General features: G+C 57.6%; 13 protein-coding genes. 5 read left to right on the forward strand and 8 right to left on the reverse strand.

The annotated features are described in order from the left end of the window. Positions 1-15: 15 nt before the first annotated feature. From rbfA to BIS10_RS02305, 5 genes are all read left to right on the forward strand, one after another. Positions 16-429: a 30S ribosome-binding factor RbfA gene (rbfA, locus tag BIS10_RS02285; RefSeq protein ID WP_083023355.1), complete on the forward strand. Its 414-nt coding sequence runs from the start codon at positions 16-18 to the stop codon at positions 427-429. After that, complete coding sequence (gene truB / locus BIS10_RS02290) at positions 429-1,349, forward strand: tRNA pseudouridine(55) synthase TruB (protein ID WP_253501994.1); 921 nt, start codon at positions 429-431, stop codon at positions 1,347-1,349. Before rbfA ends, truB begins: the two co-directional genes overlap by 1 nt. Positions 1,350-1,455: 106 nt before the next feature. Then, positions 1,456-1,725, forward strand: a complete 270-nt coding sequence (gene rpsO / locus BIS10_RS02295; RefSeq protein WP_009723734.1) for a 30S ribosomal protein S15 — start codon at positions 1,456-1,458, stop codon at positions 1,723-1,725. A gap of 138 nt (positions 1,726-1,863) precedes the next feature. Beyond that, positions 1,864-4,026, forward strand: a complete 2,163-nt coding sequence (gene pnp / locus BIS10_RS02300) for a polyribonucleotide nucleotidyltransferase (RefSeq protein WP_253501997.1) — start codon at positions 1,864-1,866, stop codon at positions 4,024-4,026. A gap of 88 nt (positions 4,027-4,114) precedes the next feature. Further along, positions 4,115-5,284 (forward strand): MFS transporter, encoded by a 1,170-nt coding sequence (locus BIS10_RS02305; protein ID WP_253502001.1) that lies wholly within the window; start codon positions 4,115-4,117, stop codon positions 5,282-5,284. Positions 5,285-5,358: 74 nt separating this feature from the next. On the opposite strand, the gene BIS10_RS02310 is transcribed toward BIS10_RS02305, so the two are convergent. The 8 genes from BIS10_RS02310 to BIS10_RS02345 all read right to left on the reverse strand — a co-directional run. Beyond that, positions 5,359-6,537 (reverse strand): acetyl-CoA C-acetyltransferase, encoded by a 1,179-nt coding sequence (locus tag BIS10_RS02310; protein WP_253502004.1) that lies wholly within the window; start codon positions 6,535-6,537, stop codon positions 5,359-5,361. Between the two features lie 210 nt (positions 6,538-6,747). Next, on the reverse strand, positions 6,748-7,128 hold the full coding sequence (gene panD / locus BIS10_RS02315) for an aspartate 1-decarboxylase (RefSeq protein ID WP_009723730.1): 381 nt from the start codon (positions 7,126-7,128) through the stop codon (positions 6,748-6,750). 33 nt (positions 7,129-7,161) lie between these two features. Next, positions 7,162-8,022 (reverse strand): pantoate--beta-alanine ligase, encoded by an 861-nt coding sequence (gene panC / locus BIS10_RS02320; protein ID WP_253502007.1) that lies wholly within the window; start codon positions 8,020-8,022, stop codon positions 7,162-7,164. Between the two features lie 21 nt (positions 8,023-8,043). Then, the gene (gene panB, locus BIS10_RS02325) at positions 8,044-8,835 is read right to left on the reverse strand and encodes a 3-methyl-2-oxobutanoate hydroxymethyltransferase (protein ID WP_253502010.1); all 792 of its coding nucleotides are present in this window, start codon (positions 8,833-8,835) and stop codon (positions 8,044-8,046) included. 152 nt (positions 8,836-8,987) lie between these two features. Beyond that, entirely contained in the window at positions 8,988-9,515 is a 528-nt protein-coding gene (gene folK / locus BIS10_RS02330) for a 2-amino-4-hydroxy-6-hydroxymethyldihydropteridine diphosphokinase (RefSeq protein WP_253502013.1), read from the reverse strand. Beyond that, positions 9,508-10,896: a polynucleotide adenylyltransferase PcnB gene (pcnB, locus tag BIS10_RS02335; protein ID WP_253502015.1), complete on the reverse strand. Its 1,389-nt coding sequence runs from the start codon at positions 10,894-10,896 to the stop codon at positions 9,508-9,510. The genes folK and pcnB overlap by 8 nt, the downstream gene beginning before the upstream one ends. An 894-nt stretch (positions 10,897-11,790) precedes the next feature. Then, positions 11,791-13,173 carry a sigma-54 dependent transcriptional regulator gene (locus tag BIS10_RS02340; RefSeq protein WP_253502018.1) on the reverse strand — a complete coding sequence of 461 codons (1,383 nt, stop codon included), beginning with the start codon at positions 13,171-13,173 and terminating at the stop codon, positions 11,791-11,793. Further along, positions 13,151-14,738: nitrogen regulation protein NR(II) (locus tag BIS10_RS02345; protein WP_253502021.1), on the reverse strand; the 1,588-nt coding region annotated here is incomplete at its 5' end. The genes BIS10_RS02345 and BIS10_RS02340, both read right to left, overlap by 23 nt.

The following is a 14,738-nucleotide window of genomic DNA, read 5'->3' on the forward strand; positions in this document are numbered from 1 at the left end:
CCGCGAGGAGCAAGCATGCGCGAATTTAAGCGTACCGACCGAGTAGCCGACCAGCTCCATAAGGAGCTGGCGGTACTGATCCAACGCGAAGTGAAAGACCCGCGTTTGGGCACGGTCACGGTCAGCGGTGCGACCGTTAGCCGTGATCTTGGCTACGCCGATATCTATGTCACCCTGCTGGGTGAACAGGAGCCTGAGCGTATCAAGGAGAACCTGCAAGTGCTTAAGCGCGCCTCAGGGTTTCTAAGAAGCCAAATTGCCAAGCGTATTAAGCTGCGGCACGTCCCAGAGCTGCGCTTTCATTTTGATGAAAGCGTGGTGCGCGGTCAGCACCTCTCATCGCTGATTGACGAAGCGGTCTCCACGGACCGTGCTCGTCAAGCGGATGACGAGGGCGGCAGTGAAGAGCAAGGTGAGGAGACGCGTTAATGGCTCGTCGCCGTCGTGGATTACCGGTGAATGGCGTGCTGCTGCTGGATAAGCCGAAAGGCATTTCCAGCAACCACGCGCTGCAGCGTGTGCGCCGTCTCTTTGAGGCGCAAAAAGCCGGGCACACCGGCACGCTCGACCCTATGGCGACAGGCTTGCTACCTATTTGCCTAGGGGAGGCCACCAAGTTCTCCGCGCATCTGCTGGAAGCCGACAAAATGTATCGCACCCGCATCGAGCTGGGTGTGATCACCGATACCGGCGACGCAGAAGGCACGATCATTGAGCAGCGTGAGGTTCCATCACTCACGGCTGAGGCGGTGGAGTCGGTCTTAACGCAGTTTCGCGGTGAGATTGAGCAAGTTCCGCCGATGTATTCGGCCCTCAAGCATCAAGGCAAAAAGCTCTACGAGTTGGCCCGTGAGGGCAAGCACGTAGAGCGTGCAGCGCGGCGGGTTAGCGTGTATGATGCGCGCCTGCTTGCTTTTGAGGGCACCGCGTTCGAGCTGGAAGTAAGCTGCAGTAAAGGCACTTACATCCGCACGTTGGCTGAAGATATTGGCCATGCTCTAGGCTGTGGTGCCCACATTAGCCAGCTGCGCAGGCTTAAAACGGGACCGTTTAACGGCGACGCCATGTGGACGCTAGAAGCGTTGGAAGCCTTGGCAGACCAAGCCAGCCGGGAAGCAGAATTAATGCCTGCGGATGTGCTGGTTGACCATCTACCTTCGCTGAGTGTCGACGAAGCCTCTTATGGGCGTCTTGCCCATGGGCAGTCTGCCTACTTAGCCGCGGGTGAGTTATCACCGGATGCGCTAACACGACTTTATTACGCTGAGACGTTTATCGGCCTTGGCGTTGTAAAAGGGCCTGAGGAAGTAGCGCCCAAGCGGCTGTTAAGTACAGTCGCCATTTCGTAAAACGTTGCAAGGAAGCGGCGATTTGCGGGAAAATAGTAGCTTGAGACTGCAAATATGCGTGGTCTCACCCATTCATTTTTAGGCATATTGCTTACTGGAGAGACAGATGGCATTAACCGCTGAGAAAAAGGCCGAGATCGTCAACGAATACGGCCGCGGCGACAACGACACCGGTTCCCCTGAAGTTCAGGTTGCACTGCTGAGCGCTAACATCAACGGCCTGCAGGACCACTTCAAAACCAACAAGCAGGATCACCACTCTCGTCGTGGTCTGATCCGCATGGTAAACCAGCGTCGTAAGCTGCTGGACTACCTGAAGCGTAAAGATTTCGAGCGCTATCAGTCTCTGATTCAGCGTCTGGGTCTGCGCCGCTAAGTTTTTAACGGCAATGATTCGAAACGGGCAGCTCCTTGTGAGCTGCCCGTTTTTTTGTTTGTGGTAGCCGTAAGGCGCATCAACGCCTAGAATGGTGGCGAGTCAAAACGACCCAAGCGAAAAGACAAGTAGCTATTAATGTTAAAGGAAGTAGCCGTGAATCCGGTCAAAAAAACGTTTCAATACGGTCGTAGCACCGTCACCCTAGAAACTGGGCGTATCGCTCGCCAAGCCACAGGTGCCGTAATGGTCACCATGGACGAGACCGTCGTACTGTGTACGGTGGTGGCGAAGAAAGACGTCAACCCAGGCCAGCCCTTTTTCCCGCTCTCGGTTCACTACCAAGAGAAGACCTACGCCGTTGGTAAAATCCCCGGCGGCTTCTTTAAGCGTGAAGGTCGCCCGACTGAAAAAGAGACCCTGACCTCGCGTTTGATCGACCGTCCGATCCGTCCGCTGTTTCCCAAAGGGTTTATGAACGAAGTGCAGGTGATCTGCACCGTTCTGTCGACTGACCGTAATCATGATCCGGATATCGCGGCCATGCTGGGCACCTCTGCGGCGCTGAGCATTTCTGGCGTGCCGTTTAACGGCCCGATTGGCGCTGCCCGCGTTGGCTTCAACGAAGAGCAGGGCTACTTCCTGAACCCCACGGTTGAAGAACTGACCACGTCTGAATTGGATATGGTGGTTGCCGGTACGGAAAACGCCGTACTGATGGTGGAATCAGAAGCGCAAGAACTGCTCGAAGATGAAATGCTGGGGGCGGTACTGTTTGGCCACCAGGAGATGCAGGTAGCAGTCAACGCCATTAAAGAACTGGTCGCTGAAGCCGGTAAGCCGCGCTGGGAATGGCAGGCTCCGGCTGAGAACGTGGCGCTGAAAACCGCCATGGCCGACGCCTTTGAAGCCAAAGTGGGCGAAGCGTACCGCATCACCGACAAAATGGCTCGCCAGGACGCGCTGGCTGCGCTGAAAGACGAGGCCGTTGAGCAGTTAGTGGCCGCTGAAGGTGAAGAAGCAGAAGGCAAGTTCAGCAAAGATGACGTGAAGGGCGCGTTCGCAGCGCTTGAGAAGCGTGTCGTGCGTTCACGCGTTGTCAAAGGCGAGCCGCGTATCGATGGCCGCGATAACGTCACCGTGCGCCCGCTGGCCATTGAAGTAGGCGTGCTGCCGAAAACTCACGGCTCTGCCATCTTTACCCGTGGTGAAACCCAGGCGATTGCCGTGGCCACACTGGGCACGCTGCGCGATTCTCAACTGATTGAGTCGCTGGAAGGCGAGCGTAAAGACCGCTTTATGCTTCACTACAACTTCCCTCCCTACTCGGTAGGTGAAGCTGGCTTTATGGGTGGCCCCAAGCGTCGCGAAATCGGTCACGGCCGCTTGGCGCGTCGCGGTATCCAAGCCATGCTGCCGTCTGAAGACGTATTCCCCTACACCATTCGTGTGGTGTCGGAGATTACTGAATCCAACGGCTCTAGCTCCATGGCATCGGTATGTGGTTCGTCGCTGGCCCTGATGGATGCGGGTGTACCGCTAAAAGCGCCGGTGGCGGGTATCGCCATGGGCCTCGTCAAAGACGAAGACGGCTACGCGGTGCTGACCGATATCCTAGGTGATGAAGACCACCTGGGTGATATGGACTTTAAAGTCGCCGGTTCTGAAGAGGGCGTGACCGCCCTGCAGATGGACATCAAGATCGAAGGCATCAACGAAGAGATCATGGAGACCGCGCTGCAGCAGGCCCACGATGCGCGCATCGGTATCCTGGCTCAGATGAACGCCGTGATCAGTCAAAGCCGTACCGATGTGTCTGAAAACGCACCGTCCATGGCGACGATCAAAATCGATCCCGATAAGATTCGTGATGTTATCGGTAAAGGCGGCGCGACCATCCGTAAGATTTGCGAAGATACCGGCGCGTCTATCGACCTCGACGACGATGGCACCGTACGCATCTACGCAGAAGATAAAGCGGCGGCCAAAAAAGCCATCGATACCGTACTGGCGATTACCGCTGAAGCGGAAATCGGCAAGCTCTACAAAGGCAAAGTGGTGCGCATCGCTGACTTCGGTGCCTTTGTAAACATCATGCCGGGTACCGATGGTCTGGTACATATCTCGCAAATCGTCCAGGAGCGCGTCAACAACGTTCGCGACTTCCTGAACGAAGGCGACGATGTCATCGTGAAAGTGCTGGATATCGACAACCGCAATCGCGTGAAGCTCTCGATCAAAGAGATCACCGAAGAAGAGAAAGCCGCATTTGCAGCTGCCGAGGAGGATGTCGCTAGCTAAGTAGCGATCAGCGTACGACTTACCGCCCCCGCAGCCTCTGGCTGCGGGGGCGGTGTCGTTTGATAGGTCCAGGAATCGAGGAAACAGCATGGAGCAGCAGGAATCGCCGCGTTGGTGGGCGGTGGTCGCCGTGATGATCGGCATTTTTTTATTGGTCACTGCGGAGCAGTTGCCTATTGGCCTGTTATCGCAGGTGGCAGATTCAATGGGTGTAACGCCCGGTATGGCGGGCTTAATGGTAACGGTCCCGGGCGTTGTCGCGGCGTTTTCAGCACCGCTTTTGCCTGTTGCGGTCGGGCGTCTTGATCGCCGAATTATGCTGACCTTAATGATGGCGGTGATGGTGCTGGGCAGCGTGCTGTCAGCCATGGCAAGCAACTTTGTGTTTTTGTTGGCTGCTCGTGTGCTGGTCGGTATCAGCATTGGTGGCTTTTGGGCGATTGCGGGCAGTATTGCGCCGCGGTTAGTGCCGAGTGCTCAAGTGCCTAAAGCCATGACCATAATTTTTGGCGGGGTGGCGGCGGCCTCCGTTTTAGGCGTGCCGCTGGGTACGCTGTTAGGCGATTTAAGCAACTGGCGAGTCGCGTTTGGTGCCTTGGGTGGCTTGAGCCTGATCACGGCCTTAGCACTGTGGTTCTGGCTACCGCCGCTGCCGCCCCGCGAGCCAGTAAGGTTACGGATGCTTGCGCAACAGCTAAAGAATCGTGGCGTGCGGGTAGCGGTGCTGACCACGGGCTTTGTGGTGGTTGGCCACTTTGCCGCTTATACCTTTATCAGCCCGATCCTTCAGGAGATTAGCGGTATTGCCCAGCGTCACGTTGGAAGCTTGCTGCTGCTCTACGGGGCGGCGGGGATTTTGGGCAATATCGCGGCGGGTGTCTTTGCTGGGCGACATCCCTACCGTGCGGTGCTGGCGATTCCCAGCCTACTGCTGGTGGTCGTGGTGCTATTCCCACTATTAGGTGTTCAGCCCATTAGCGGCGTTATGCTGCTGATGGTCTGGGGCGCGGTCTTTGGCAGTGTATCGGTGAGTATTCAAACCTGGATACTGCGCACAGCGCCCAATACGGAAGCCGCTACGGCGCTGATGGCATTTGTCTTTAATATGTCGATTGGCCTGGGAGCCATGGTAGGTGGCCAAGTGGTTGATACCACCAGCCTGCCCATGGACATGTGGGCGGCATCAGGGCTGTTTCTGCTGGGGATGCTATTGGTATGGCGCACACCCTCGCGCATTGTGGGGGAGAAGCGTCGCTAATGGCTTGGCAAGACCAGTGAAAAAAATGCCCCCGCGTGGCGGGGGCACTCTCTCTACGTTCCGCTTAAGAGGTGTTACGGACGCTCAATCGCCAGTGCAACCCCTTGGCCGCCGCCGATACACAGCGTAGCGAGGCCTTTTTTGGCGTCGCGGGCAATCATCTCGTGGAGCAGCGTAACCAGAACACGGCAGCCAGAAGCACCGATGGGGTGGCCCAGGGCAATAGCACCGCCGTTCACGTTCACTTTAGAGGTGTCCCAGCCAAGCTCTTTGTTGACCGAGAGCGCTTGGGCGGCGAAGGCTTCGTTAGCTTCAACGAGGTCTAGGTCATCCAAGCTCCAGCCTGCTTTTTCCAAGCAGCGGCGTGTTGCTGGGGCCGGGCCAATACCCATAATGGCCGGGTCGACGCCTGCGTTGGAGTAAGCTGCGATGCGGGCTAGCGGCTCCAGGCCGAGTTCTTTAGCTTTTTCTGCCGAGCAGAGCATGACGACCGCAGCGCCGTCGTTTAGCGACGAGGCGTTGCCAGCAGTCACGGCGCCATCTTTCTTGAACGCGGGGCGCATGCCGCCTAGCTTCTCGGCAGACACTTCGCGGGGATTTTCGTCGGTATCGAACACCACCGGGTCGCCTTTACGCTGGGGCACTTCCACCGGCACGATCTGGCTTTTGAATTTGCCCTCTTTAATGGCAGCGGCTGCTTTCTGCTGGGAAGCAGCGGCAAATTCGTCCATCTGTTCCCGAGTGATGCCGTACTTCTCTGCCAAGTTCTCGGCAGTGATCCCCATGTGATAGTTATTGAACGCGTCCCACAAGCCGTCATGAACCATGGAGTCGATGGCTTTCCAGTCGCCCATGCGCTGGCCGTTACGGGAATTGGGGAGGATATGGGGAGAGGCAGACATATTCTCCTGACCGCCGGCCAGAATAATCTCTGCATCGCCGCAGCGAATGGCTTGGGTCGCTAGATGCAGTGCTTTAAGGCCCGAGCCACATACTTTATTAATCGTCATGGCTGGTACGGTGTCAGGTAGGCCCGCTTTAATAGCTGCCTGGCGTGCCGGGTTTTGGCCGACGCCTGCGGTGAGCACTTGGCCCAGTAGCACTTCATCGATTTGCGCAGGAGCCACCCCGGTGGAAGCCATAATATCTTTAATCACTAGTGCGCCCAGGTCGCTGGCAGGAATACCAGCGAGTGATCCACCAAAGCTACCTACGGCGGTGCGGCGTGCCGCCACAATGACCACGTCTTGCATACGATAACTCCTTGAGTAAGTGTTGCATCGTTCCTATGGCAGATAGACGTCGCTGCCTATCCGTTGTTATTAACATCGTTATTAGCGTGTATTGACAGGCTTGGCTATCAGCATAGGGGAAGGTTGTGCATTGCGGCAATACGCTTTTTTTGGCAAATAAAAACGGGCCGATCAACGGCCCGTTAAATAACGCATTCTCAGATGATTAGCTTATGCCAATTGGACCGGAATGGCGTTGCTGGTATGGCTAACGTGGTTGCCTTCTTGGAGGTACACCAGCGCAGGCTGATGGTTTTCAAGTTCGGCTTCTGAGTAGTGGGCGTAGCTGCAAATAATGATGCGGTGCCCTGGCGAGGCCAGATGCGCCGCTGCGCCGTTGATCGAGATCAAACGTGACCCCTCTTCGCCACGAATGGCATAAGTGGTGAAGCGCTCGCCGTTCTCCACGTTATAAATCTGAATCTGTTCATTTTCGCGGATGCCGGCCATATCCAGCAGTTCGCCGTCGATGGCGCACGAGCCTTCATAGTTCAATACGGCGTGGGTAACACGGGCCATATGCAGCTTGGCTTTGAGCATAATGGTATGCATAGAAACTCCTGGGTAAAGAGCTAGCCTGACGGGCTAGTCAGTGGCAGCGCTAGGAAGCTGCACGCTGAGATTGTCGATAAGCCGGGCTGGGCCGAGCTTGGCGGCGGCTAAGAGCACGGCATGGCGCGTGGAGGCCGCCACAGGTTTTAGGGTGGCATCCCGCAGCTCAAGGTAGTCCGGCGTAAAGCCGGCATCATACAGCGCGGTTTTACCCCGTTGTAGTACCTGTTCGGCGGATTCGCCTTGGGCCAGCGCATCGCGTAGCTCGCACAGCGTACGGTAGAGCGTGGGCGCTTTGGCGCGCTCCTGCTCGCTGAGGTAGCCATTACGTGAGGAGAGCGCCAAGCCATCGTCGGCGCGCACAATCGGCACGCCAATAATCTCGATGGGCATGTGCAAGTCAGCCACCAGTTTGCGGATCACCGCGAGCTGCTGGTAATCCTTTTCACCAAAGCAGGCGACGTCTGGCTGCACTAGGTTAAACAGCATGCTCACTACGGTGGAGACACCGTCAAAATGCCCAGGGCGTGAGCCACCGCAAAGCCCTTCGCCGACCTCGGGCACGTGGACGCGGGTTTGAGCTGCCAGCCCGTTGGGGTAGAGGGCGCTGACTGTGGGGGCAAACAGAAGGTCACAGCCTGCTTCGGTGAGCTGGCGCTGGTCAGCTTCAAACGTGCGCGGGTAGGCGTCTAAATCTTCGCCAGGGCCAAACTGCATTGGGTTAACAAACAGACTGGAGACGACCACATCTGCATGCTGGCGGGCGGTCGCAATGAGTGCCAAATGCCCAGCGTGCAGGTTGCCCATGGTAGGCACCAGCGCAATGCGCTGGCCCTTTAGGCGATAGTCGCGCAGAGTGGCGCGTAGCTCGTTAATATCTCGCAAAGTGCGCATAGGGGATTCGCTGTCACTCACTTAAAAACAGTGTTCCAGAGCGGGAAACGTGCGGGTTTTGACCGCTTCATGGTACTGCTCAAACGCACCTTGAATAGAGTGTGCGTCCGCCATAAAGTTCTTCACAAAACGCGGTGTGCGGCCGTGGGTAACGCCCAGCACGTCGTGCATTACCAGAATCTGGCCGTCGGTATCCGGGCCTGCGCCAATACCGATGACGGGGACGTCCAGCGCCTCGGTCACCGCTTTGCCCAAACTGGCGGGTACGCACTCCAGCAAAATGACCGATGCGCCTGCCTCGACCAGCACTTTGGCGTCATGAATAATTTTTTCTGCTTGCTCGGCCTCGCGGCCCTGCACTTTATAACCGCCCAACTGGTAAACGGTTTGCGGCGTTAAGCCTAAGTGGGCGCAAACAGGGACGCCGCGGCGGGTTAGTTCGCGTATGCCGTCGGCCATCCACGCTTCGCCCTCAACTTTCACCAACTCTGCACCCGCACGCATCAGCGCCGCGCCATCCTCCAATAAGCGTTCGGTGGTGGCGTTGCTCATAAACGGTAGATCGACCATTAGCAGGCTGTGGCCTTTGCCGCGCGCAGCGCAGCGGGTGTGGTAGCAAATATCGTCGATGGTCACTGGGAGGGTGCTGCTATGGCCCTGTAGAACCATGCCCAGGGAGTCGCCTACCAGTAGGACATCAATACCCGCCGCGCTAGCAGTATGGGCAAAGGAGGCATCGTAAGCAGTCAGGCAACTGAACGTTTCACCAGCGCGCTTATACGCCTGCAGAGTGCTCAGGGTGACGGTTTTCATGGCGTGCTCTCATTCAATCTTTATGGGGCCGATGCGGCAGGGTTGTGTCGCGCCTGTTTTGCTCGGCCATTATTATCGCAGCGTCCCTGCATGCGCGATGTGGCGTAACCGGCAATTGTTACCTGAATGAGGGCGTGGTGTCGAGATTTGTGTCAGATGGTAGCAGTCGCGGTGACGTCGGTATCATTTAAGCGCCGAATATCACTCATATTTACAGCTGTTAGCCAGTGATTAAGCGGCTGCTGATGCAGGATGATGGGCTGCTGAAGCGCTGAAGCGACTTCCTCCAGCGGGACTAACACGAAAGCGCGGGCGTGCATCTGCCCATGGGGAACGGTCAAGCGCGGCTGATGAAGTGTGAGTTCACCGTAGAGCAGCAGGTCTAAATCCAGCGTGCGCGGCCCCCAGTGGCGCAGCCGCCGCCGACGGTGGCGCTGCTCCAACGCCTGCAGTTGATCCAGCAGTGCCAAAGGCGAAAGATGCGTCTCGAGGCAGGCGACCGCGTTGATAAAGTCAGGCTGGTCTTGAGGGCCTACGGGGGGAGTGGCGTAGAGTGACGAGCTAGCCACCAGCCGAGACAAGGGTAGGGCAGCTAGCTCTTGAAGCGCCTGCTGCACCTGCCCTTTGGGGTTCTCCAAATTGCTACCAAGGCCGATGTAACTGCGAACGGCGTTATTCACTGTTCGCCTTCCGCGGCTTGCGGCGTTTTTTGCGCCGGCGGTCACCTTGGCTGGCAGGGTCGCTGCCGACTTTTTGCAGTAGGCGAAGCTGTTCGTGCTCATCGCCTTTCTGAAACGCCGTCCACCAGTCGCCTAGCCCACGGGGAATTTCACCCGCCTGTTCACGTAGCAACAAGAGGTCATAAGCAGCACGGAAGCGCGGATGCTCGCGGGTTTGGAAAGCCCGTTTGCCCCGGCGCATCGGCAAGCGTGCTTGCAGCTCCCAGATTTCGCGCATGGGGATACCAAAGCGCTTGGGAATCGAAATATGCTGCAGCTGACGCGAGACAACCTCTTGCGCTGCTGTTTGTAATGCAGGCACGGCGGGCATACCTTCGCGCTCAAGCGCCGCTTGGCGATGGGCCACAGGTGCCCATAAAAAAGCTGCTAATAAGAACGCTGGCGTGACTGGACGGCCGTCAGCAATACGCTTATCGGTATTGGTCAACGCTTGTTCAATCAGCTCTTCTGCCCAAGCGGCATCGGCCATGGCTTCTTCTGATTCCGGGAAGAGCATGCCAAACAGATTGTAATGGCTGAGCAGGCGGAAAGTGATTAATCCGTGGCCCGCCATAAACAGCTTGAGCACTTCATCAAACAGGCGCGCAGGCGGAATTTGCAGCAGCAGCGGCGCCAAGTCGTACATCGGCGCTTCGGTGGCGGGCTCGATCGTGAAGTCGAGCTTGGCTGCAAAGCGAACCGCGCGCAGCATCCGTACCGGGTCTTCACGGTAGCGGGTCGCAGGGTCGCCGATCAGCCGCAGCGTGCGCGACTCAATATCCCGCGCGCCGTTGGCAAAGTCGTGGATCGTGAAGTCAGCAATATTGTAGTAGAGCGCATTGACGGTAAAGTCACGGCGCAGCGCGTCCTCTTCGATATTGCCCCACACGTTGTCCCGCAGCAGTAGGCCATCGTCCGACTGGTGAGCGATATGGTCGCCGTGCTCGTCCTGGGGTTTACCACGGAAGGTGGTTACCTCGATGACTTCGCGGCCAAAGCGCACGTGAACGATGCGGAAACGGCGGCCAATCAGGCGTGAGTTGCGAAATAGGTCGCGCACCTGCTCGGGCGTTGCGTTGGTGGCAACATCGAAGTCTTTCGGCATTTTGCCCAGCAGCGCGTCGCGAATGCAGCCACCGACAAGATAGGCATCGAAACCAGCCCCATTGAGGCGGTACAGCACCTTGAGCGCGGCTTCACTGATTTGCTGACGAGAGACGGGATGCTCGGAGCGCGGAATAATACGAGGACTGAGCGCATCAGAGGCGCTCTCTGGGGAATCGAGCAGGGATTTCAAGTGCTCTCCCGGGCTATGTAATAAACGGGTAAATCCTTTAAGCATGCGGCGATATCGACTCGCAGTGTAGCGAAAACGGGTTCGAAAACGTAACCGTATGGAGGACGGTAAGGGATTGAGTGTATCCGACCCCTTCTGGCTTGCAAAGCGCCGAGGAGAGGTTTGCTAGAAGACCACAACATCGAGCCCTATAAACGCGGAAAGGGGAGGCTACGTGAGCCTCCCCTATAAAGCAGACAATCAGCGTCCATGCTGCTGTTTTTATTCATGATGGCACATCGCCCTGAATACGCACCGCAGTCGGCAGGCATAAGAACCACTCTGATCCCGACCGCCTCGTATTCAAAACAATAATCCAACCGCGAACTTTTCTCTCCCGGCGAGTTGTTATTGGCTCCGGGGGTGTACACCTATGCTGCTATTGTTGTTGTTTGGGTGCAGAACCTTGTGTACGTCGCGTCCTTATTTGGGCACTTGCTGGCTGTTGTTATTGTTCGCTGCGCTTTGTTGCATGGCTCCGTTTGGTGGCCTTGTGCTGCGCATGCAAGTAATGAGATTCAAGCCTATTGTTCTTGTTAGTGCTGTTATCTCTACCTGGCCCTGTTGTTTTTGTTTTGGCTCAGGTCGGGGCGGTGTCATGTTGTTTTTGTTAGCGACTAACCGCGCTGCCCAGTTTGTTCTTCTTGCCTAGTAATATTGCACTCACCGTGCCACTCATTTGATACGTTATGTATTTCAATGGTTTGGAGGTTTATGGGTAGGCCAGGGAACTAATTGGGAAGGAAAGTGTTACCCGTTTTTGACCCTGTTGCTCGCTTCGTTGTGTGGGAAGGTAACAGCGCCTGGGTAACGGTTTTTGGATATTTCTTATGAAAATCAATCTATTAGACGTTAGTCTTACGGCTAAGGGCTAGCGTCCTTGTTAAAGCTAGCAATGAGCTAGCTTTGACGGCGGGCGGTCTTTTTACGTGGGATGCCCAAACGTTGGCGACGCTCCCATAAATTTTTGCGACTAATGCCCAGCTTTTGTGCCAGCTCGGTTTCGCTCATTTGGTCCTGGTGCTCTAGCACAAAGTGCTGGAAGTAATCTTCCAGGGAAAGGTCGTCTTCGTCGGCAGTCGTGGCATCGTCATTTGTGGAAGCCACAGGGTTAACGGCAGGTGGGTGAGGTCGGTTAGTCACCGGGCCAAGTCCCAAATCATCGGGGTGAATCAAATGCCCTTCGGCGAGAATAACTCCGCGCTCCAGAGCATTTTCAAGCTCGCGCACGTTACCGGGCCAGGGGTAGTCGCGTAGGTCCTGACGAGCCGCTCTAGAGAGCCGCAGCCCGGGGCGTTCGTGGCGCTTGCAGGCCTTTTCCAGCAGGATGTCGGCGATTTTGAGTACGTCGTCTTCGCGCTCGCGCAGCGGTGGCAGGGCAATCTGCATCACGTTCAGCCGGTAGTACAAATCAAGCCGGAACTCGCCGCTTTTGGAAAGCGCGCGCAGGTCGCGGTGAGTGGCGGCAATCAGCCGAACATTCACATGGCGGGTTTCCACGGAGCCAATTTTGCGGATTTCGCCCTCTTGCAGTACCCGCAGCAATCGCGCCTGGGCGTCCAGGGGCAGCTCGCCAATCTCATCCAGAAAGAGCGTGCCGCCGTCGGCGGCTTCGACCAAGCCGGTGCGCGCAGCGCTGGCGCCGGTAAAGGCGCCTTTTTCGTGACCAAACAGCTCGGATTCGATCAGCGTTTCGGGAATCGCCGCGCAGTTCACGCAAATCAGCGGCGCTTTGGCGCGCTTGCTCTGCTGATGGATGGCGCGCGCGACCAGCTCCTTGCCAGTGCCTGATTCGCCTTGGATGAGCACGGTGACGTCCGCAGGCGCGGTTTTGCGGATGCGCGTGTACACCTCCTGCATGGCGGTACAGTCACCAATCATGGTTTGACGGCCGCCGCCCTCGTCGGTGACATCCGGCGGCGTGCCCTGCTGCATCGACTGCTTGTGCAGAATACGCTCGACGGTTTCCAGTAGCTCGGTGTGGTCGAAGGGCTTGGCGACATAATCAACGGCGCCCTGCTTGAGCGCATCCACCGCCGAACGCATGCTGGCGTAGCTGGTCATGATCAGTACCGGGGCGGGGGCCGCTAGCTCAATGAGCGTCGTGCCCGGCTCCCCCGGCAGGCGCAGGTCGCTGATGATGAGGTCAAAGTCGCTGAGCGGCTGCGTGCGGGCCTCTTCGGCGCTGGCCGCTTCGCTGACGCTGTAGTGATGACGTTCCAGTAAGCGCTTTAGCGCGCTGCGAATAATCGCTTCATCTTCAACAATCAGTATCCTGGGCATGGGGCAAGTGATCATCCTGTTGGTAAAGCGGTAGCCATAGCGTAATGGCCGTGCCGCGAGGCTTTCCGGGAGGTGGTGAAGCGACCTCTATTTTGCCTTGGTGCTCATTGATAATTTGATACGCCAACGATAACCCAAGTCCGGTGCCTTCACCCGCCGGTTTGGTGGTGGTGAACGGTTCGAACAGGCGGTGTTTAACGCTGGGATCAATCCCATGGCCGTCATCGACGACGCGCCACCAAGCGTGGCTGGCCTGGGTGCCTGCCTCAATACGTACCGTACCCTGTGGCTGGCAGGCGTCCTTGGCGTTGCTCAGTAAATTTACCATGACTTGGGTCAGGCGCTGTGCATCACCGCGCACCACAATGTCACTTGGGCAGGCGTTGGTAAAGGTGACATCCTCGCCTGAGCGGGCTAAATGGATCAAGTGCAGCGCATCTTCGCTGACCGTTTTCAGCGATGCTGGCGCGGCGGGAAGCGGTAGTGCGGGCCGTCCGCCATGGGCAAACCCCACCAGGGAGTTGACGATTTTAGTCACCCGCTGAGTGAGCTGCTGAATTTGGTCGGCGGTTTCCAGCAACGCCGGGTCTTCGGTGTCGTAGCGCAGGTTTTGCGCCAGCGATGAGATGCCGGTAATCGGGTTGCCAATCTCGTGGGCTACACCAGCGGCGAGCTGGCCAATGGAGGCGAGCCGCGCGGCGTGCACTAGCTCCTCTTCCAGCCATTTCATCTCGGTGTGATCCTCTACCAGAATGACGCTGCCGCCACGACTATCGTGGCCGCTGAGCACCGCTTTGTGCAGCGTCAAAAAGTAGTCTTTGCCGTGCAGCGTGACCGCCTGTTTGTACAGCGGCGTTTGGCTGGCATTCAGCACGCTGCCCAGCAGCGTGGGCCAGGGCGGGGGCAGGCTGTCGCGCCGGGAGCCGATCACGCTTTCGCCGCTGATGCCAGAGAGCTGGGAGAGCGCTTGGTTCCACATCAGAAGCTCATCGTCGTCGCCCAAAACGCACAGCCCCACCGGCAGATAGGCCAGGGTTTGACGGTGGTGGCGGCGCAGCCCGTCGAGTTCTCTGGCAAGCCCGGTGAGGCGCGAGCGGTAGGCTTCTAAGCGGCTCTCTACAAAGTGGATGTCGTCGGTAACAGGAGCATCGTCGTGGCGGTAGGGCAGGTATCTATCCACAATATCCCGCGCCACCGACGGCCCCATGAGCCCTGATAAGTTGGCTTGAATGCGGTCGCGTAAACGGCGCAGCGCATAGGGACGGCGCTCTTGCGGGGTCAGGTTGAGCGCTTTCAGGGCGCGGTCCACTTCGCGGCTGGCGGCTTCATCGCCCAGCGCCTGGGCCAGGTGAGCGGGAAAATCCCCCGCCGTAGCGGCTTCCAGCGGTAGGCGTTTCGAGCGGATGACCGCATCCACCGAGCAGGCTTCCGCCGCCGAGCGCTCGCCCTCGGAGATGCGCGTAAACAGCGACACCACGATCAGCAAGACGATATTCACCGCCAGCGAGATCAGCGTGGCGTTGTACCACGCGGGTGCATCGGCGGGCATCAACAGAGTGAACGGC

It is taken from the genome of Halomonas sp. 707B3 (genome assembly GCF_024158645.1).
Lineage (GTDB): Bacteria > Pseudomonadota > Gammaproteobacteria > Pseudomonadales > Halomonadaceae > Vreelandella > Vreelandella lionensis.

What these genes read in the sequence shown, in the direction of transcription:
- pcnB (WP_253502015.1), bottom strand. Translation starts at nt 10,896, where the DNA reads ATGCTTAAAGGATTTACCCGTTTATTACATAGCCCGGGAGAGCACTTG.
- BIS10_RS02340 (WP_253502018.1), bottom strand. Translation starts at nt 13,173, where the DNA reads ATGCCCAGGATACTGATTGTTGAAGATGAAGCGATTATTCGCAGCGCG.
- pnp (WP_253501997.1), top strand. Translation starts at nt 1,864, where the DNA reads ATGTTAAAGGAAGTAGCCGTGAATCCGGTCAAAAAAACGTTTCAATAC.
- BIS10_RS02310 (WP_253502004.1), bottom strand. Translation starts at nt 6,537, where the DNA reads ATGCAAGACGTGGTCATTGTGGCGGCACGCCGCACCGCCGTAGGTAGC.
- rpsO (WP_009723734.1), top strand. Translation starts at nt 1,456, where the DNA reads ATGGCATTAACCGCTGAGAAAAAGGCCGAGATCGTCAACGAATACGGC.
- BIS10_RS02305 (WP_253502001.1), top strand. Translation starts at nt 4,115, where the DNA reads ATGGAGCAGCAGGAATCGCCGCGTTGGTGGGCGGTGGTCGCCGTGATG.
- panB (WP_253502010.1), bottom strand. Translation starts at nt 8,835, where the DNA reads ATGAAAACCGTCACCCTGAGCACTCTGCAGGCGTATAAGCGCGCTGGT.
- rbfA (WP_083023355.1), top strand. Translation starts at nt 16, where the DNA reads ATGCGCGAATTTAAGCGTACCGACCGAGTAGCCGACCAGCTCCATAAG.
- panC (WP_253502007.1), bottom strand. Translation starts at nt 8,022, where the DNA reads ATGCGCACTTTGCGAGATATTAACGAGCTACGCGCCACTCTGCGCGAC.
- panD (WP_009723730.1), bottom strand. Translation starts at nt 7,128, where the DNA reads ATGCATACCATTATGCTCAAAGCCAAGCTGCATATGGCCCGTGTTACC.
- truB (WP_253501994.1), top strand. Translation starts at nt 429, where the DNA reads ATGGCTCGTCGCCGTCGTGGATTACCGGTGAATGGCGTGCTGCTGCTG.